This window comes from Pseudomonas sp. Marseille-QA0892 (genome assembly GCF_054950135.1).
The window spans coordinates 1,813,596-1,828,725 of sequence record NZ_CM143104.1; the positions used below are offsets into that span (position 1 = coordinate 1,813,596).

Consider the following 15,130-nt stretch of genomic DNA (forward strand, 5'->3'; position numbering starts at 1 on the left):
GGGGATCCGAATGCGTCGTTTTGGGATAGGAGCGTTTGCGCTGATGCTGCTTTTGCAGGCACCGGGCGCGCTTGCCGGCACGGTGCTGATCGTCGGTGATAGTATCAGCGCCGGTTTTGGACTCAATACGGCGCAGGGCTGGGTAAGCCTCTTACAGCAGCGCCTGAAAAGACACGATCCTTCCTTCGATGTAGTGAACGCATCAATCAGCGGAGACACGTCGGCAGGCGGGTTGACGAGGCTTCCGGGGTTGCTCGATCGCCACAAGCCGGAGGTCGTCGTGATTGAGCTGGGAGGCAATGATGGATTAAGAGGCCAGCCACCCGAGCAATTGAAACAGAACCTTACCGCAATGACGGAAGCTGCACAGTCTGCCGGGGCGCGCGTGTTGATATTAGGTATGCAGCTTCCGCCTAATTATGGCCAGCGTTATACCCAAGCGTTCGCTCAGACGTTCCGTGATGTGTCTGCTGAACAGAACGTCGCAATCGTTCCGTTCATGCTCGACGGGGTAGGGGCGGTCGAAGGCATGATGCAGCCCGATGGCATACATCCGAATGCCGCAGCGCAACCAAGGCTGCTGGAAAACGTCTGGCCTGCGCTCGTGCCTTTACTTCAGTAAAAACACCGGCGAAGCGCCATCAGACGCTTTTTTATCGACCCGCTTTAGGCTAATGTCGCGCCCCCAAATCTGGGAGCCACCCATGCCGCGCCTCACCTGGTCGCTCGATGCCTATCGCCTCATCGAGCCTGATGAACAGCTTGACCTCTTCGCTTGTCAGGAGGTCCGCGTGCATCTGATCGGCCGGCAGCTGGAGCTGGATAGCGATGTCGATCGGACACTCTGCGGAGGGTTGTTACCGGCCAACCCCAGCATGCGAGAGCTCGCCATGGAAACCCTGTCCAACCCCTTTCTCTGCCCGCTTTGCAGGGAAGCACTCGGCCGTGCACGGCGTGAGGACCGGCCAGGGTGGCGCCGGATGAAGTCCTGAAGTTGCCTCAATGCGTGCCACTCCCGGCGCCGCGCGTGGTCGGTGTACACTTCCGGCGTTCGCTTCTACTCGTGAAGGTTGTTCGCAATGGGGCTTCGCTTTCCCGCAATCACACGCTTTATCGCGCTGACGGCAACCTGTGCTGCCGCGCCTGCGCAGGCGCTTGAACTTCCGTTGCCACCTCCGGGTGAGGACATCGTAGGGCAGGTCCAGGTCGTCCAGACGCGTTATGAAGATACGTTCGCTGATCTGGCAGAAGCGAACGATCTTGGATTTACCGAGATTGTTGCAGCCAATCCAGGGGTCGATGCTTGGCTGCCAGGCGCGGGAACTGACGTGGTGCTACCAACGCGCTATATCCTGCCGCCAGGGCCGCGGGAAGGGATCGTGATCAACATCGCTGAGTATCGACTCTATTACTTCCCGAAAGGCAAAAACGTGGTGTACACCTATCCGTTGGGCATTGGCCGCGAAGGATGGGGTTCACCTATTGGTACGACGACGGTGACCGCCAAAACAGCCAATCCGGCGTGGTATCCACCGGAATCCATCCGGGCTGAGCATGCTGCAGATGGCGACCCATTGCCCAAGGTAGTGCCACCCGGCCCGGATAATCCGCTCGGTCCCTTCAAATTCAGCCTCGGAATGCCTGGGTACCTCATTCATGGTTCGAACAAGAAGTTCGGCATCGGTATGCAGGTCAGCCATGGCTGTTTCCGTATGTTGAACAACAATCTGCTCGAGCTTGCTGACCTGGCCCCAGTCGGCACCAAGGTCCGCATCATCAATGAGCCGTACAAGTTTGGAATGTCGGGCGGACATCTATATCTGGAGGCCCATGCGCCGTTGAATGAAGACGGTGCACCGACTACCATCGATCGCCACGCAGCCGTCGTGAATGCGCTGCTTCAGAATGACGAATTCGCTGCAGCGAACTTGCAAATGGACTGGGATGCCGTGAAAGCAATCGTGGAAGCCCAGGACGGGCTTCCGGTAGAGATATCGATAGCACCGCAGACTGTGGCGGGCCACTGAGACCCTCGGTGACGGGCGCGTGCCCGCCACCAGCGCGCTGTAACTACGCGTGCAGATGCTCGGCCGCGTAGAGCGTATTTTCCAACAAGCAAGCACGCGTCATCGGGCCTACACCGCCCGGGACGGGTGTGATCCAGCTCGCCCGCTGGAATGCGGCGTCATATTCAACATCGCCTACCAGTCGACCATCGGCCTGTCTGTTGATGCCGACGTCGATCACGATTGCGCCTGGCTTGATCCATTCGCCTTTGACCAGGCCTGGCTTCCCGGCTGCCACTACGACCAGGTCCGATCGTTTGACGTGATCTTCGAGCGAGCGTGTGAAACGGTGCGTGGTGGTGACGGTACATCCGGCGAGCAACAACTCAAGCGCCATAGGCCGTCCGACGATGTTGGACGCACCTACAACGGTGGCGTCAAGGCCATATAGGTCCACGCCCGTGCTTTCCAGCAAGGTCATGATGCCTTTCGGTGTACAGGGGCGTAGCAAGGGCATGCGCTGAGCGAGCCGGCCGATGTTGTAGGGGTGGAAGCCATCAACGTCCTTATCAGGGCGAATGCGCTCAAGCAGCAGCGATGCATCGAGATGCGCAGGCAGTGGCAACTGGACCAGGATACCGTCGACCGCGTCGTCTTCGTTGAGTTCTTCGATCAGTGATAGCAACGCATCTTGCGTCGTGTCGGCCGGAAGGTCATAGGCGCGGGAGGCGAAGTTTACTTCCTCGCAATCCTTGCGCTTATGCGCAACGTAGACTTCCGAGGCAGGATCATTGCCGACAAGGATTACCGCGAGGCCTGGAGCCCGCAGTCCTTGTTCGAGTCGCTGCGCAACCCGGCCGGCGATCTGCTGCCTGAGTGTCGATGCGATCGTTTTACCATCGATCAATTTGGCGGTCATGAGACGGTTGAAACCATTTGCGGACGATAAAGAGGGCGCGCATTCTCTCATGTACATAGAGGAGGGCAAAGCTGTCCCCAGCGCCGCCAGAGCTAACTCCTTTAATAAATTGAATTTTTTTTCAAAAGACCATTGACGGGTAGTAGGTCCCTCTATAACATGCGCCCCGCTTGTCGAGCACAGCCTGACAGCGGCGAAGCAGGGCTTGAGTCCTTCTTCTGCGTCGTAGGGTCTGAGTCCGGAAGGGTGAAGGTTCAAGGCGCCCGTAGCTCAGCTGGATAGAGCATCCGCCTTCTAAGCGGATGGTCGCAGGTTCGAGTCCTGCCGGGCGTGCCAATACGGCCGGTGCAAGCGTTATATGGTGGGCGTAGCTCAGTTGGTAGAGCACAGGATTGTGGCTCCTGGTGTCGTGGGTTCGATTCCCATCGTCCACCCCATATATCTCGAACGCGCCAGGCAATGCCTGGCGTTTTCGTTTCAGAGTTACCACGCGGATGTGGTGGAATTGGTAGACACACTGGATTTAGGTTCCAGCGCCGCGAGGCGTAAGAGTTCGAGTCTCTTCATCCGCACCACTTTAAAATCAAGGCTTTACGAGCCTTAGGGCACCTCCCTCTTGCTGCACTGGATTTTCACTGTAGCGAGAATGTGACACGGGGTTATCGAGGAACGCGACGGCGCTTCTGACCCTGGCAGGTGCCAAATGGGCGTATTTTTCTGTCATCTGCACAGTCGAATGGCCCAGCAACTCCCTCACTTCGATCAACGGCACTCCAGCCGTTACAAGCCAGGCCGCACACGTGTGTCGCAGGTCATGGATTCGGAAGTTCTCAATCCCTGCCTGTTCGCACGCTGATTCAAAGCCGGCCCTGATACTCGTCGCTCGGTCTCCTGATGCTCGGGCAAACACCCATGGCGTAGTAGGGCAGTGCTCAGCACGAAAGGCCATTCGGCTCTTCAGTGCAGCAACCGCGCCTTCATTCAATGGAATGCTTCGTCGCTTCCCGGCCTTCGTATGCTCACCCTCGAGCACGACCAAGCGGTTATGCAGGTCGACCCGCCTCCATTCCAGCCCTAGCATTTCCTCTTTCCGACAGCCGGTATTCACCGCTAATCGGATGAAATCCTCGAGCATGGCCCCGTGACGCTGACTTCTCGCTGCCCGGCACAAGGCTTCCACCTCGGCCCGGTTGATCCAGCGAACACGTCCCTCCGATTCCCTGAACGTCCTTCCCTTTACCGGATTCGGTAGCTGCCACTCCTTTTCCTTGTTGCACCAGTTGATGGCCGCTGACAGCGCTGCGAGCTCACGATTGACCGTGGCCTGCGACGATCCCGCGTCCAGCCTCGACTGGGCGTACTCCCTCACATCCTTTCCCGCTAGATCATTCATCACGGTTCCCGCAAAATGGGCCCGTAATGCTTTCACTCTGTACTGTGTGGTCTGGTAACTGCGCTGATGCTGGCAGGCGTGGCGCAGGTATTCGATCACCACTTCTTCGAAGGTCCTGGACGGATTGGCGCCCAGTTCCTTTTCCCTCCAGGCCTGAGCCCGTTCCTGCTGCTCTATGGCCTTGGCTGCTTCGTAGTCGGACGTTCCAGCAGAGCGTCTAACGTACTTGCCATCTGACTTCTTGTAGCTGATCCACCAATAGGCGGAGCCTTCTCTCTTGTACGGCATACACGTGGTTCCTCTGTATGTACGCCGCCCGCGCCGGCGAAGGTATCAGGGATGCCCTCATCGATCATCCGGATCAGGGCTTCGCGGTGTACCCGCACGGGGCCAAAGGCGCGATTGACGGGCAATACGCCGTCCTTCGCCAATTGGTAGGCCTTGGTGCGCCCGATACCGAGCAGCGCCGCCGCCTCCATGACGGTGATGAGTGACATGGGATAGATCCTCTGCCGGCTGGCGGCGGTTATGCGATGCACTTGAAATCAATGACCCAGACCCATGGGTTCGCTGCCCATGAACCGGCTCCATAAATCGAGTCCCAAAGCTCTTCGAAGGCGGGCAATGCCAGCGTGACGGGTCTCAAGTCATAGATGAACTCAGCCAACCCTTTCTTCTCGATCTGCGATAGTGATCATCTGCAGCTGCTCAATGCGCACATCTTCGATCTCAATCGCTGCCTCTATGCCTGGAGCACCAACCTTCAATCGGTCTCCAATCTTTCCGTACGGGCATGCTCCGTCGATGAAGCTAGCTCGCCATGCATTGTTGAGGTGGTCCGAAAGGGTGATCCCTTCAACCCAAGCGCCACGCTCGCGCAGGTATTCTTCGGTGCTGACAGGCTGTGGCTTGATAAGGCGCTGCGTGACCGTCTTGTGTCCGGCCAGTAATGCGCCAAGCATCTCGTCACTGAACTTGATCGACGTTTTTGCAGGCATAGCAAATCCTCACCCGCCATCCGGCAGGGTCATAAGTGTGGGGGAGGGGCTGGGGAGGGGCTTAGCCCATGAACATAAAGACAGTTGCTACCGCGGCGAACATAGCCGCGAGCTGGAATTGCTTGCTGATGAAGCAGTAGACGGCGGTGCAGAACATTGAAACGGCAACTATGGTCATTGTCTGTCTCTGCATTTGGCGCTATGACCCTAGTATGGCGACTGTGTGAGGCATTGCGAGCGCCCTTATGCCCTACAGCAGAAACGGGACCGTCACGCGATGACGGCAGGACCTACCAGTGCGATCGTTCAAGATGTTCGATATGGGCCCTTAACCTGTCGTTCTTTTGCGTGCCCTCAGATCCGAAATGAACCTCTCGATGACACGCGGGGCACACCGCTCCAACGAAGTTCGGATGATCTAGGCCGCCGTCCGAAATCCTGTTTATATGGTGGGGCTCAAGATACGGCGACCAATCTGCGCGTTGGAACGGCGCTGGTGCTCCGCAGCTCTCGCAGATCCCGTTAGCTCTCATAAGAACGTAACGCCGAACAGCTTCGCTGCGCTTGTATATGGTCCGCTGCGACTGAGCAGGGTCTGCGGTATTGGAAGGGCTTGCCGCTTCAACTGCGGCTAAACGGGCCTCAAGCAAAGGCATTGCGCCTTGCACCTCTGGTTCAACGCTAAGCTCCGGTATCGCTTCAACCCTGACGAGGAGGAAGCTAATAGTTTCTCGATTATTGCCGACTCGGTCAGGGCTAGTGCGCTTCGCCCATCCAGCGCAGGCGAACTCCCCTAGATACAGATGACCTTTGCCTTTGCCCAGCGACCTGAACAGGTGCAGTGCCTTCCCTCGCTTAGCATGCTCCGCTATCGCAAGGCTGCCTCCGGTCATCGTCATATCGCCAACTTGGCCCTCACCGGTGTAGGTGAGCTCGGTACCTAAATCGTTGAAATGATCCCGGTAGCCATATTATTCGCCTGAATCCCCTGTAAATAGGAATACCGCGGGTGTCTTCGCCGAGCTCGAGATACCGCTTTGCCAGCTCCCGCCATACGGAATGTGTATGTCCGGCTGGCGGCGGTAGGTCTGGCCGATTTCGAATGTGGGATAAAGCGATGTTTGGTTCAGAGGTTCCATTGCGCGCCTAAGTCATCCCTAAAGGCATGCGAATGTATAGGACGCAGGTCATCCATGGGTAGGGACAAATTGATAACAACTTCGGCGTTGCCCGGACAAAGTCCGTTTCGTGGTGCAGGCAGCAGGTTAAGCGTTCGTCACGCGACCCGTCGCCTTGCAGCGCTTGGCAATCAGCGGGCCCCACTGCAGGATCTGCTTTACGTTCTCCAGGGTGATCACTAGGGGGCACTCCTTGCCGGCCCACTTCAGCCCGATCTAGGACAGGCTTCGAATCTCCCGTTTCGGGGCTAGCCACCGGCGGCTTGGCTGTGGTGCGTGCAATCTGGACGAATGTGGAGCGGTCCCATCGGACGGCTAGTGCATTCGACGTCCGGACTCGCCGTCGAACACGTCGGTGGTGAAGTGGCGGGCGGCGGGGTGGTTTGCGGTGTGCATGCTGATCGCCGCGGCACTGTGGTTCTTAGTGACTGCGCCACCGGCCGGTCCAGGCCTATCTCAAGGCCGGTACCGGCCCCGCCACCGTACCAGAAGAAGTCCACGATGATTTCGTCGTTCTGGCGGGTGAAGCCGAGACCGTACTGTGTTTTGAAATCGAGCGAATTCCGCTGCAGCAGTGCAATCATGACTAGCTCCTCCTGAGATTATGGTTTACTTATCAGCTATGCTGAGGTCCACAGATATCGCTAGCCCTGCGATAACTATCCCTCAGTGCGATGTAATAAGGGCGAATTACTGCAAAGGAAATATGATATGAATAATCCATACGTAGAAAACCAGTTTCCAACTCATCACGGTAGTACGTTCGCTGGATCCAATATTACGGTTGTTAGCCAATGGTTCAATGGTCAAAATGTTAAATTGGATGGATGGATTTTTAAGTCGTGCCGATTTGATAGATGTGTATTATTTGTCGATACACTTGAATTCACATTGCTTAACTGTTTTCTCGATCCCAGTACGCAGTTTGTGCTCGGAGAGAAGTTGGCTAAGGTTGTAAAGGCTTATAATTGGCAGCGGCAATACAGTAGGGGTGGGCTTCCGCCAATTTTTGACCCAATATGGAATCAAGATGGCACGGTGACCATCGCCAATCAGGGATGAAATGATGAAGTCTATAAATGGACTTTTTAAAGTCCGGGTGAAGCCAGAGGGAAGTCAGGCGTATCTGGTAGTCTTGCTGACTGGAGGAGTCGCAAGTCTTATCACTTCATTTATCTTTATATGGTACGATAAGCCAAATTGGACGATCCCTTTATATGTGGGTCTTGGTTGTATAGCATTTTCGGCCCTGGGCTGGTTTCTTTCGCGTAAAGATGTTGATCTACGTGATGCGGAGCCTACGAAGATATCCATTAGGGCCAATGGGTTCGATATAGAAGCAGACGCCCGTGTAAGAATTGACCAGGAAATACTTCAAGATCTTGCGAGACAAGCGTCGATCGTGGCAAACAGAAAGCCACTACCGGAATCGAGCGGCCTAATTGATGGCCGCGGTAATCCTGTTTTAGGGTCTTCTAATCGAGCCAACGAGAAAATAAGTGAGTTGAATAAAATTGCGAAGGAGCAGGTTGAAGCTATTGAGCGCCTTCTTGATAGCCGTAGAAAAGATCATAAGCCTTAGTGAAGCTCGCCATACTGTACGACGCCGTAGATGATTACTCCGCCTGCTTCGGTCAACAGGGTTGGCCATCGCAGAAGCCCTTCCAATTGTTCGTATGTCAAGGCAGTAGCTATCCGACGGGTCACCAGCGTGGGGTAGGAATTAGACTACTTGTCGGCTAGTACAGCGTGCAGAATTACTTCCTGCTGGCTGACGCTCATGAGGGGGACGTTTTAGTAATTGTCTTCGGTAGGACTGACCATGATTAGGGCGTCCCAGCGCCGCAGACGTGTTCCCGTCTCGTTCATTGCGCCGTATCAAGTTACCGCCACCTCATCCCCGGCGGCCGTCTCTACCGCCTTACTCCCTATGCTTATTTGATTCGTCCTTTTAAAGTCGGGATAGTGTCGGCGTAGCTCATGCGCTCAACTCCTGAGTGCCGCGGCAATAGATGGTCATGGGGTACTCCTGCGTCGGGGTGGCGCGAAGGCGCGCTAAATTGTTGTGAGAAAAAGGGGCGGCTGGCATGATCGCTGGCCACGAAATGTCAGGGAGCGACGATGCAGTACCATCTCTTCAATATTGGTAGCCCTTGGACGCAGAACCTTTGGGACTGGATGCTTACCGAAGGGGTCGTAACGCTCGGCTACCGCAATGAAGCAGGGGACGCAGGCGAAGCTAAGATGCGGACGCTGGCGCCGGGAGACATGGTCATCGCGTATGCGAATGATGCCGGATATCTTGGCATTGGAATGGTATCGACACCGTTCAACTATCAGCTTGTTTCCGACGCCGAAGTACCAGCCCACACAGGTAGCGGACACCGGCATTGGCTGAAGGTCGATTGGGTAAAAACGGTAAAGCTAGTCCGCGATGCGCTGCCCATATCTGTTGGTGACCAGCGCGTACCCCACCATGGCGTCGAGAAGCTCGCCGAGTCGACTGCAACTAAGATCGAGGCGGCCCTTTCGGGTGCAATTGAGCTTTCAGGCAATAAATATTGGTGGGTTAACCACAAGCAGACGTCCCGCTCTGAGCTGGAGGGCGGATATATCTGGTCTCCAAAAAAGAATGCAAACGGTAGACGGAACCAAACCTACGAAAACCTCTTAGTTGTTGAACCTGGTGACATCGTCTTTTCCTACGCAGCAACCAAAATCCGTGCAATCGGGCGTGTTACTGCTCGGGCGCATGAGGCGGCGAAGCCTCAATTCGGCTCGGCCGGCGAGAATTGGGATGATCTCGGGTGGCGAGTTGCTATTGAATGGACTCAGCTAGATCACCCGCTGATACCTAAGGAGCATATTTCTGCTATCGCTCCTCTGCTTCCAGAGAAGCATGCGCCCATCCGTCCTGATGGAAACGGTAACCAGGGCTGTTATCTCGCCGGTATCTCTCAAGATCTAGGCGAACTACTTCTCGGCCTGGCCGGGCGCAATGTTGTCGAGGGAGGCTCCCTGTCTGCGGAGCTCGAGGCTTTTCAAGCAGAGGAGTTAGCACAAAAGCAGCTGCTCCAAGATTCGTCTATATCAGCGACCACAAAGCAACAATTGGTTGAGGCTCGAATAGGGCAGGGAAGATTTCGATCCGCGGTTCTTCGGATTGAGCATAAGTGCCGAGTGACAGGCCTAGCTGATGAGCGCTTCCTAATCGCCAGCCATATAAAGCCGTGGAAGGACTGCGATAATGCCGAGCGGCTTGATGGGAACAATGGGCTTATGCTGGCGCCCCATATCGATAAGCTGTTCGATCGCGGATGGATTACCTTCACGGATGCCGGTGCCCTCGTAGCCAAACCTGACGCGCAGGTCGCGCTGAGCGCTTGGGGGATTGCGCCAGGGATAAACGTTGGGCCGTTCAACAGCCAACAGGCGAGCTACCTGGCTTATCACCGCTCTGACGTCTACGCGAAGTGATTGGTAAGGCCTAATCGCCGCAGAAGCAACCAATACCTTCGTCAGCTTCTGCAAACAGATCAGTCTGCAGCTCTGCGTAATTCAACATCTGCTGGTAGCTCGGCCTGTCTTTTCGAAAGCGGGCGCCATCGCCGGCGAACATTCCGGTGGACTCCGTTGAGGCCTCTTGCGCCGCCCACCATTCGCCTTTGCGTTGATCCGACGCAATGATTGAATAGACCTGGTTCAGCGGCTTGAGAAAGCAAAGGTCGCAGTTCCCCTCAAGCGTGCGGCCATTAACAGTCGTCAGGTTAAGGTTGAAATCCTGCGCAGCCCAAAAGTGCCCAACTTCATGAACGGTGACCCCGGCGTCTGCTAGCGGCATTCGCATGTGCTCGCGTGGGGTTTCGGTGCTCGTGCCGCGATTTCGGATCTTCGCAACACGCCTCTGTTCATCGGCGCGTATGCCGACCATCTGGTCCCATTCACCGTCACTGTTTGTCCAGCCAATGGCCTTCAGGTAGCGGTGCATCGTGCGGATCTTCAGCTCGACTGTGCAGAAGCGAGTTACAGGATTTGGAAGGTACTTACGCTTTCGAATTACCGCTTCGAACGGCTCACCATGGCGGCTAGCAGTGTTGTAGTCGACTATTGCGAAGCCGGCATCATTGTCCCGGTACTCCAGCCAGGTAATCGGCACGCCCCAGTGGTCGGCGCAATTCTGTACAAACATCAGGGTGGCCGGGTGCTCCTTGCCCGTATTGGCAAATAGCACCAGTAAGTCGCTGTGATCCACGTTAGCGTCGAGTACTTGGCGAAGCATGTAGGCACTGGTGCGGCCTCCTGAAAAGCTGAGCACTGTCTTGCCGTTGATCCGGTAAGGAGAGCGCTCAGGGCGAATTTGGCAAACAGCAGGCACAGCGCCTCCCTGCCTTGCGGCACAAGTGATTGGGAGATGGATAACCGAATCGATATGTGGGAGATTTTCCGGATCGATAACGGAGGTCATTTATGAAGAAAGGACTTTTAGCGTTGGCGACGATGGCTCTGTCTGGGCATCTCGCTGCCGAACCTACCCGCGCCGATCAATCAGAATTCGCGAGAGATGAGTTCAAGGCGAATACAAGCCGCAACCTGTCAAAGGCGGATCTGGCTTGGCACGCCCTGAATTCATATGGCTGGAACTGCCCTGAAGTTATCCAGCAGACCGGCGTAAACAAGCAGGGCTATTCGGTCATCACCTGTAAGAACGGCACGAAGCTGCGCGTATATCTCAGAAGCGATGCGCATCCTCGGATCACGAACATCAACGGCGGCTATGAATAGCTTGATTCGGTCACTATCGGACTGAAGGGTGGTGGATTGCCCGTTGCGGGCTATGCTTGGGGTCCGGCATTGGGCCGGATCAAGGAGAGATAGATGTCGAATCAAGCCCAGGTAGATGCGCTAGAACATATGCTTATTGCACTGCTAAAGCGGCACAAGATGACGTTATCCACGAGCGGAGTATTCGAAGATGCACACGCTTCGTTGATGAGCGAGGATGGACCGCATAGCACTACAAATAAGACGGAAGCCGTGGATTACCTTCATACTCTGAAGGATCGCCTGAAGTGACCTTCATTGCTTCGCGCTGATACGCCAGCATCAGTTTCCGCTCCACGTTCGGCGATATGCTGATTTCGTGGCGCGGGCTGGCGAAGTAGGACGCCGATACTTTCGGTCCAAGGGCATGTAGGTGATGAAGCATCAACGTCATCGCCTCGCCCTGTTCCTCGATGCCATGCCACCGCATCAGGTCGGCCAGGCATTGCCGGGTACCGGCCAGGGTACGCATGCGCAGCTCTTCCTCGCCTCGGGCCTTGCGGCGGTCCGCGCAATCGGATGATCTTTGCTGTTGGGTTTTAGCCATGAGCCACCTCAATGCGTCTGGTAGTGCAGGACTTTCTCAATCGTCCGCACGTGCACGCCGAACTTGGATGCGAGGGCTTTGGCGCTCGCGATCGAGTTGATGCGCTCGATCTCTGCCTTCTTCCACTCATGCAGGCGCCGGATGTTCTCGGCGTCGCCAGGGGTCAGGGCTTGGTTGTGGCGAATCTTCACGGTGCGGTACTCCAGCGCCGGATTGGCGCGAAGGCGAGTTAGTATTTCTTGAGTGATGCGCCGTGGTTCAGCTGGCGGAACTCGGTGCAGATGACGATCACGTCGGCGCCGTCGCGGCGGTGGACGGGCATGCGATCGAAGGGGAGGCTGCTGCAGTTCTCTGCGCGCTTTGCGCAGCCTTTGCAGCGGCCACCCTTGGGGAAGAAGTTAGGCACAGCGCCTCCCAGCCTTGCGGCACGAACTGATAGGTTGTTGATTTGCTATGCGGCTATCATTTTGAGCCGTGTAGGCAGCTGGATAAGCGTATGGAATATGTTTGGGAAGCATGCTCGGCGATTAGCACAGCCGCTGCCGTTGTTGTGGCGCTTTGGCTCGCCCAGAAAAGCGATCGGAAACAGGCCAAAGCTGATAAACATAAAGCGCAGTTAACTGCCGCCAGACTGATCGAAAAGGTGCGGTTTCTCTCTGATCAGTTTCGACTCACTCATGCTGGCATGGCCTTCTATGTTGACGCACATAGCGGCTCGGACAACTTGGTTCCCGAGCGACTGACAAGAATCGGAGGCCATGCACTTTTAATCAGCAACGACGAGTTACACTCGTTGTCACCGCTGCCTGGTAACTGCGCTAACCGACTAGCAATGGCACTTGGAATAGCGGAGGCATTACATGGGGAAGTTAATGATTTACTGAGCCGCATCATGTGGTCTGATTTGTCCAGCGGGCAGCGGACGGCACACGTTGAGCGATGGGGTTCCATGTGCAGCCGTGGTTCTGACTTTTGCATCACCGCATTACGAGAGCTGGAAGTTGCTTCAAGTGAGGTTGCGCCCAGGCCTTCAGCGGAGGAAATACACGGCATTGATTAGGTTAATCCTCGCCTGAAACCCGCAGAGCTTCCTTCTGGTACGCCAGCATCAGTTTTCGCTCCACGTTCAGCGATATGCTGGTTTCGTGGCGGGGGCTGGTAAAGTAGGGCGCCGATCCCTCGGGGCCCAAGGCATGCAGGTGATGAAGCATCAGCGTCATCGCCTCGCCCTGTTCCTCGATCCCATGCCACCGCATGAGGTCTGCCAGGCATTGCCGTGTGCCGGGCAGGGTGCGCATCCGCAGCTCTTCCTCGCCACGTGCCTTCCGCTTCGCCGCCGTCGCAGCTGAGCGTTCCGCCTGAGTCTTCGCCATCACCAGGCCTCCCGAAGGGTGCGTTTCTCGCGGGTACGGCGTGCATGATTGCGGGCTTTGGTCGGCAGATTGAATTTCGTGACCAGGCGGCGAAGCGATGCTCGCGAGATCTTCAGGTCGTATGCGACTGATATCTGAGTCTGCCCATTCTCCAGCATCACCCGCGCGAGGTCGGCAAGCTTCCGCTGTTCTTCGCTAGGCCGAGCGGCGTACGGCTGGTGCTGGACCCTGAGCCCATTCCTGGTCAGGAAGGCATTGAGACGGGGCGTACCCCAGCTGAGCTGACGGGCAATGCTATAGATGCCGCCACCTGCCGCAATAAGGCCTTTCACACGGTCGATTAGATCGGGGCTGTCTGGCTCTGGGGATGCCGCCGGCTGGTTGTTGTAACCAGCGCGAGAAGGCGAGCGCACGATTATTGGTACCACCTGAATGATGCCGCCCTTGGCCAGGAATGCAGCTTTGGCTGCGTCGAGCTCGGCCTGGCGCTTAACGCCTGCCTGAATGGCTGGATCCGTCATGGCATTCACACACGGTTTGATAGTTGAGAGGACTGCGTTGACGAGCTGACGACCCGGTACTGCAGCACCCAGGTAAAGCCACCGCCTAGGATCGGCTCCTGGTAGGTGTGAATAGGCGCATCCCGGTATCCCAAACCCTCTGCGGTTCGGAATGCTTCCCTGATGTCACGCCCGACCACTTCCTCGAGCTGGTCGTCTGTGATGGTTGGGACGAGAGTCGTAGTCATCAGAAATACTCCTGATGAAGCGCGAGCGCGCGGCAGAGGATCTTTGCTTCGTGGCGAGCGTCATGCAGCGCGTGGTGGCGAGTTCCTTCGAACTCGATGCGCTTGGCTTGTGGGAACAGGGCGCTCAGAGTTCGAATGTCTCGATCGTTTGGGTATGGCCACAGCTCCGGTACGTTCCAGTCACGCAATGCATGGCGCATGATCACGTTGTCGAAGCTGGGCCCATTGCCCCAGACATAGCGGTCTGCGCGCGGTGCATGCGCCTCCATGAACCGCCTGAAGCCTTCAAGAACAACCGACATAGTCAAGCCCGGCTGAGAGCCGTCGACCTCGGCACGAGCCTCTGCGCTTTGGCCAAGCCACCACCGCACGGTGGAATGCGACAGGGTCCCGGTGGGCTCTGCTGTGCGGACGTAGAACTCGTCAACGATCTGCCCACGTTTCACCACTGCGCACCCAATTGAAGCGATTGCCGCGGTAGGCAGCGTGTCATAGGTCTCGAGATCGAGGACGAAATGCGTCTGGTCAATCATGCGGGGATTCTCATTCTGCGGCGGATTTCGGCAACCTGGATGCGCCGGCTGTACTGGCGGATCTGGAACGGTTCCAGCAGATTCACCACGTCATAGCCCTGTACCAAAGTGCGCACCACGTCGGGCGAAGGCCATTCGCAGTTACGCTCGAGCATTTCTAGGTGCTTCATAACGTTCTTCTCAGCCTTGGCCTTTAAGGCCAAAAGTTCGGCTTCTGCCATAGCGGCTCCAGATAGCGGCCGCTGGCGCGGTCCTGGGCAAGGGGGGCTGGTGCGGAGCACCGTGTGCATCAAGGAAGCCGCCTGTTTTCCGCAGGACCTCGCTGGCTGGTCCTCAAGCGGCTTTCTTGATGCGCCTGTCTTTCCAGGCTGTCCGCAACGCAACTACCGCCCGCACCCCAATGCACGGGTCTCGGCAGTCACGAATGAGCGCTCGCATGCAGGTAGCTGGACGAGTCCCATGCTGCCGGTGATGGAGCGCTCTACCGGCTCACGCTTCCGGCGATCGCCTGGCTTCAGGCGGTCCGCACCGGCACGGAGGATCTGTCAGATCGTTGCGAGAATGAGCGGGATGCTGAAGCCCACGTAGAACGCGAGCATTGCAATGGCGTGTCT

22 protein-coding genes, 3 tRNA genes and 1 pseudogene are annotated in these 15,130 nt (G+C 56.7%); 11 read left to right on the top strand and 15 right to left on the bottom strand.

All coding sequences use genetic code 11. The features are described from left to right. Positions 1 to 10 precede the first annotated feature (10 nt). The 3 genes from ACY8D3_RS08380 to ACY8D3_RS08390 all read left to right on the top strand — a co-directional run bounded on the left by ACY8D3_RS08380 (position 11) and on the right by ACY8D3_RS08390 (position 2,027). Complete coding sequence (locus ACY8D3_RS08380; RefSeq protein ID WP_462384301.1) at positions 11 to 622, top strand: arylesterase; 612 nt, start codon at positions 11 to 13, stop codon at positions 620 to 622. Between the two features lie 82 nt (positions 623 to 704). Continuing rightward, positions 705 to 992 carry a hypothetical protein gene (locus ACY8D3_RS08385; protein ID WP_462383292.1) on the top strand — a complete coding sequence of 96 codons (288 nt, stop codon included), beginning with the start codon at positions 705 to 707 and terminating at the stop codon, positions 990 to 992. Between the two features lie 87 nt (positions 993 to 1,079). Continuing rightward, positions 1,080 to 2,027 (top strand): L,D-transpeptidase family protein, encoded by a 948-nt coding sequence (locus ACY8D3_RS08390; RefSeq protein ID WP_462383294.1) that lies wholly within the window; start codon positions 1,080 to 1,082, stop codon positions 2,025 to 2,027. 43 nt (positions 2,028 to 2,070) lie between these two features. Here the strand turns inward: ACY8D3_RS08390 and folD are convergent, their stop codons facing one another. Beyond that, a complete protein-coding gene (gene folD, locus ACY8D3_RS08395; protein ID WP_462383296.1) occupies positions 2,071 to 2,925 on the bottom strand; it encodes a bifunctional methylenetetrahydrofolate dehydrogenase/methenyltetrahydrofolate cyclohydrolase FolD in 855 nt (284 codons plus the stop codon). Positions 2,926 to 3,184: 259 nt separating this feature from the next. Between folD and ACY8D3_RS08400 the strand changes: the two genes are divergently transcribed. From ACY8D3_RS08400 to ACY8D3_RS08410, 3 genes are all read left to right on the top strand, one after another. After that, a tRNA-Arg gene (locus ACY8D3_RS08400) sits at positions 3,185 to 3,261 on the top strand. Positions 3,262 to 3,286: 25 nt separating this feature from the next. Next, positions 3,287 to 3,362, top strand: a tRNA-His gene (locus ACY8D3_RS08405). 53 nt (positions 3,363 to 3,415) lie between these two features. Beyond that, positions 3,416 to 3,500: transfer RNA gene (locus tag ACY8D3_RS08410), tRNA-Leu, on the top strand. A gap of 8 nt (positions 3,501 to 3,508) precedes the next feature. Here the strand turns inward: ACY8D3_RS08410 and ACY8D3_RS08415 are convergent. The 5 genes and pseudogenes from ACY8D3_RS08415 to ACY8D3_RS08435 all read right to left on the bottom strand — a co-directional run. Next, positions 3,509 to 4,606, bottom strand: coding sequence for a tyrosine-type recombinase/integrase (locus ACY8D3_RS08415; RefSeq protein ID WP_462383298.1), 1,098 nt, complete (start codon positions 4,604 to 4,606; stop codon positions 3,509 to 3,511). After that, complete coding sequence (locus tag ACY8D3_RS08420) at positions 4,492 to 4,815, bottom strand: helix-turn-helix domain-containing protein (protein WP_462383300.1); 324 nt, start codon at positions 4,813 to 4,815, stop codon at positions 4,492 to 4,494. The genes ACY8D3_RS08415 and ACY8D3_RS08420 overlap by 115 nt, the downstream gene beginning before the upstream one ends. A 162-nt stretch (positions 4,816 to 4,977) precedes the next feature. Further along, positions 4,978 to 5,316 (bottom strand): hypothetical protein, encoded by a 339-nt coding sequence (locus ACY8D3_RS08425; protein WP_462383302.1) that lies wholly within the window; start codon positions 5,314 to 5,316, stop codon positions 4,978 to 4,980. A 290-nt stretch (positions 5,317 to 5,606) separates the two neighbouring features. Then, complete coding sequence (locus ACY8D3_RS08430) at positions 5,607 to 6,215, bottom strand: HNH endonuclease (RefSeq protein ID WP_462383304.1); 609 nt, start codon at positions 6,213 to 6,215, stop codon at positions 5,607 to 5,609. Positions 6,216 to 6,593: 378 nt separating this feature from the next. Next, a pseudogene (locus ACY8D3_RS08435) lies at positions 6,594 to 7,078 on the bottom strand (DNA cytosine methyltransferase); the annotation flags it as partial. 127 nt (positions 7,079 to 7,205) lie between these two features. Between ACY8D3_RS08435 and ACY8D3_RS08440 the strand changes: the two are divergent. From ACY8D3_RS08440 to ACY8D3_RS08450, 3 genes are all read left to right on the top strand, one after another. Beyond that, entirely contained in the window at positions 7,206 to 7,556 is a 351-nt protein-coding gene (locus tag ACY8D3_RS08440; RefSeq protein WP_462383305.1) for a hypothetical protein, read from the top strand. 4 nt (positions 7,557 to 7,560) lie between these two features. Continuing rightward, complete coding sequence (locus ACY8D3_RS08445; RefSeq protein ID WP_462383307.1) at positions 7,561 to 8,076, top strand: hypothetical protein; 516 nt, start codon at positions 7,561 to 7,563, stop codon at positions 8,074 to 8,076. A 539-nt stretch (positions 8,077 to 8,615) separates the two neighbouring features. Beyond that, positions 8,616 to 9,971: an HNH endonuclease gene (locus tag ACY8D3_RS08450; RefSeq protein ID WP_462383309.1), complete on the top strand. Its 1,356-nt coding sequence runs from the start codon at positions 8,616 to 8,618 to the stop codon at positions 9,969 to 9,971. A gap of 10 nt (positions 9,972 to 9,981) precedes the next feature. Here ACY8D3_RS08450 and ACY8D3_RS08455 read toward each other — a convergent pair whose 3' ends face one another. Continuing rightward, positions 9,982 to 10,773, bottom strand: coding sequence for an adenine nucleotide alpha hydrolase family protein (locus tag ACY8D3_RS08455; protein ID WP_462384302.1), 792 nt, complete (start codon positions 10,771 to 10,773; stop codon positions 9,982 to 9,984). 188 nt (positions 10,774 to 10,961) lie between these two features. Between ACY8D3_RS08455 and ACY8D3_RS08460 the strand changes: the two genes are divergently transcribed. Beyond that, a complete protein-coding gene (locus tag ACY8D3_RS08460; RefSeq protein ID WP_462383311.1) occupies positions 10,962 to 11,276 on the top strand; it encodes a hypothetical protein in 315 nt (104 codons plus the stop codon). A 232-nt stretch (positions 11,277 to 11,508) separates the two neighbouring features. On the opposite strand, the gene ACY8D3_RS08465 is transcribed toward ACY8D3_RS08460, so the two are convergent. The 3 genes from ACY8D3_RS08465 to ACY8D3_RS08475 are packed head-to-tail and all read right to left on the bottom strand — an operon-like array spanning position 11,509 to position 12,268. Beyond that, positions 11,509 to 11,862, bottom strand: coding sequence for a hypothetical protein (locus ACY8D3_RS08465; protein ID WP_462383313.1), 354 nt, complete (start codon positions 11,860 to 11,862; stop codon positions 11,509 to 11,511). Between the two features lie 8 nt (positions 11,863 to 11,870). After that, positions 11,871 to 12,053 (bottom strand): hypothetical protein, encoded by a 183-nt coding sequence (locus ACY8D3_RS08470; RefSeq protein ID WP_462383314.1) that lies wholly within the window; start codon positions 12,051 to 12,053, stop codon positions 11,871 to 11,873. 38 nt (positions 12,054 to 12,091) lie between these two features. Beyond that, positions 12,092 to 12,268, bottom strand: coding sequence for a hypothetical protein (locus ACY8D3_RS08475; protein WP_462383316.1), 177 nt, complete (start codon positions 12,266 to 12,268; stop codon positions 12,092 to 12,094). Between the two features lie 90 nt (positions 12,269 to 12,358). On the opposite strand from ACY8D3_RS08475, the gene ACY8D3_RS08480 reads away from it, so the two are divergent. Continuing rightward, a complete protein-coding gene (locus ACY8D3_RS08480; RefSeq protein WP_462383317.1) occupies positions 12,359 to 12,922 on the top strand; it encodes a hypothetical protein in 564 nt (187 codons plus the stop codon). A 1-nt stretch (position 12,923) separates the two neighbouring features. Here the strand turns inward: ACY8D3_RS08480 and ACY8D3_RS08485 are convergent, their stop codons facing one another. The 5 genes from ACY8D3_RS08485 to ACY8D3_RS08505 are packed head-to-tail and all read right to left on the bottom strand — an operon-like array spanning position 12,924 to position 14,737. Further along, positions 12,924 to 13,235, bottom strand: coding sequence for a hypothetical protein (locus tag ACY8D3_RS08485; RefSeq protein WP_462383319.1), 312 nt, complete (start codon positions 13,233 to 13,235; stop codon positions 12,924 to 12,926). Further along, entirely contained in the window at positions 13,235 to 13,756 is a 522-nt protein-coding gene (locus ACY8D3_RS08490; RefSeq protein WP_462383320.1) for a hypothetical protein, read from the bottom strand. Before ACY8D3_RS08490 ends, ACY8D3_RS08485 begins: the two co-directional genes overlap by 1 nt. A gap of 5 nt (positions 13,757 to 13,761) precedes the next feature. After that, positions 13,762 to 13,983 carry a hypothetical protein gene (locus ACY8D3_RS08495; RefSeq protein ID WP_462383322.1) on the bottom strand — a complete coding sequence of 74 codons (222 nt, stop codon included), beginning with the start codon at positions 13,981 to 13,983 and terminating at the stop codon, positions 13,762 to 13,764. Continuing rightward, positions 13,983 to 14,516: a 3'-5' exonuclease gene (locus ACY8D3_RS08500; protein WP_462383324.1), complete on the bottom strand. Its 534-nt coding sequence runs from the start codon at positions 14,514 to 14,516 to the stop codon at positions 13,983 to 13,985. The genes ACY8D3_RS08495 and ACY8D3_RS08500 overlap by 1 nt, the downstream gene beginning before the upstream one ends. Further along, positions 14,513 to 14,737, bottom strand: coding sequence for a hypothetical protein (locus ACY8D3_RS08505; RefSeq protein ID WP_462383326.1), 225 nt, complete (start codon positions 14,735 to 14,737; stop codon positions 14,513 to 14,515). The genes ACY8D3_RS08500 and ACY8D3_RS08505 overlap by 4 nt, the downstream gene beginning before the upstream one ends. Positions 14,738 to 15,130: the final 393 nt, after the last annotated feature.

Excerpts from the sequence above, each read along its gene's own strand:
- ACY8D3_RS08485 (WP_462383319.1), bottom strand. The coding sequence starts at position 13,235 with ATGGCGAAGACTCAGGCGGAACGCTCAGCTGCGACGGCGGCGAAGCGG.
- ACY8D3_RS08460 (WP_462383311.1), top strand. The coding sequence starts at position 10,962 with ATGAAGAAAGGACTTTTAGCGTTGGCGACGATGGCTCTGTCTGGGCAT.
- ACY8D3_RS08505 (WP_462383326.1), bottom strand. The coding sequence starts at position 14,737 with ATGGCAGAAGCCGAACTTTTGGCCTTAAAGGCCAAGGCTGAGAAGAAC.
- ACY8D3_RS08500 (WP_462383324.1), bottom strand. The coding sequence starts at position 14,516 with ATGATTGACCAGACGCATTTCGTCCTCGATCTCGAGACCTATGACACG.
- ACY8D3_RS08465 (WP_462383313.1), bottom strand. The coding sequence starts at position 11,862 with ATGGCTAAAACCCAACAGCAAAGATCATCCGATTGCGCGGACCGCCGC.
- ACY8D3_RS08455 (WP_462384302.1), bottom strand. The coding sequence starts at position 10,773 with ATGCTTCGCCAAGTACTCGACGCTAACGTGGATCACAGCGACTTACTG.
- ACY8D3_RS08440 (WP_462383305.1), top strand. The coding sequence starts at position 7,206 with ATGAATAATCCATACGTAGAAAACCAGTTTCCAACTCATCACGGTAGT.
- ACY8D3_RS08450 (WP_462383309.1), top strand. The coding sequence starts at position 8,616 with ATGCAGTACCATCTCTTCAATATTGGTAGCCCTTGGACGCAGAACCTT.
- ACY8D3_RS08480 (WP_462383317.1), top strand. The coding sequence starts at position 12,359 with ATGGAATATGTTTGGGAAGCATGCTCGGCGATTAGCACAGCCGCTGCC.
- folD (WP_462383296.1), bottom strand. The coding sequence starts at position 2,925 with ATGACCGCCAAATTGATCGATGGTAAAACGATCGCATCGACACTCAGG.
- ACY8D3_RS08490 (WP_462383320.1), bottom strand. The coding sequence starts at position 13,756 with ATGACGGATCCAGCCATTCAGGCAGGCGTTAAGCGCCAGGCCGAGCTC.
- ACY8D3_RS08495 (WP_462383322.1), bottom strand. The coding sequence starts at position 13,983 with ATGACTACGACTCTCGTCCCAACCATCACAGACGACCAGCTCGAGGAA.
- ACY8D3_RS08425 (WP_462383302.1), bottom strand. The coding sequence starts at position 5,316 with ATGCCTGCAAAAACGTCGATCAAGTTCAGTGACGAGATGCTTGGCGCA.
- ACY8D3_RS08445 (WP_462383307.1), top strand. The coding sequence starts at position 7,561 with ATGAAGTCTATAAATGGACTTTTTAAAGTCCGGGTGAAGCCAGAGGGA.
- ACY8D3_RS08385 (WP_462383292.1), top strand. The coding sequence starts at position 705 with ATGCCGCGCCTCACCTGGTCGCTCGATGCCTATCGCCTCATCGAGCCT.
- ACY8D3_RS08390 (WP_462383294.1), top strand. The coding sequence starts at position 1,080 with ATGGGGCTTCGCTTTCCCGCAATCACACGCTTTATCGCGCTGACGGCA.
- ACY8D3_RS08380 (WP_462384301.1), top strand. The coding sequence starts at position 11 with ATGCGTCGTTTTGGGATAGGAGCGTTTGCGCTGATGCTGCTTTTGCAG.
- ACY8D3_RS08415 (WP_462383298.1), bottom strand. The coding sequence starts at position 4,606 with ATGCCGTACAAGAGAGAAGGCTCCGCCTATTGGTGGATCAGCTACAAG.
- ACY8D3_RS08420 (WP_462383300.1), bottom strand. The coding sequence starts at position 4,815 with ATGTCACTCATCACCGTCATGGAGGCGGCGGCGCTGCTCGGTATCGGG.
- ACY8D3_RS08430 (WP_462383304.1), bottom strand. The coding sequence starts at position 6,215 with ATGACGATGACCGGAGGCAGCCTTGCGATAGCGGAGCATGCTAAGCGA.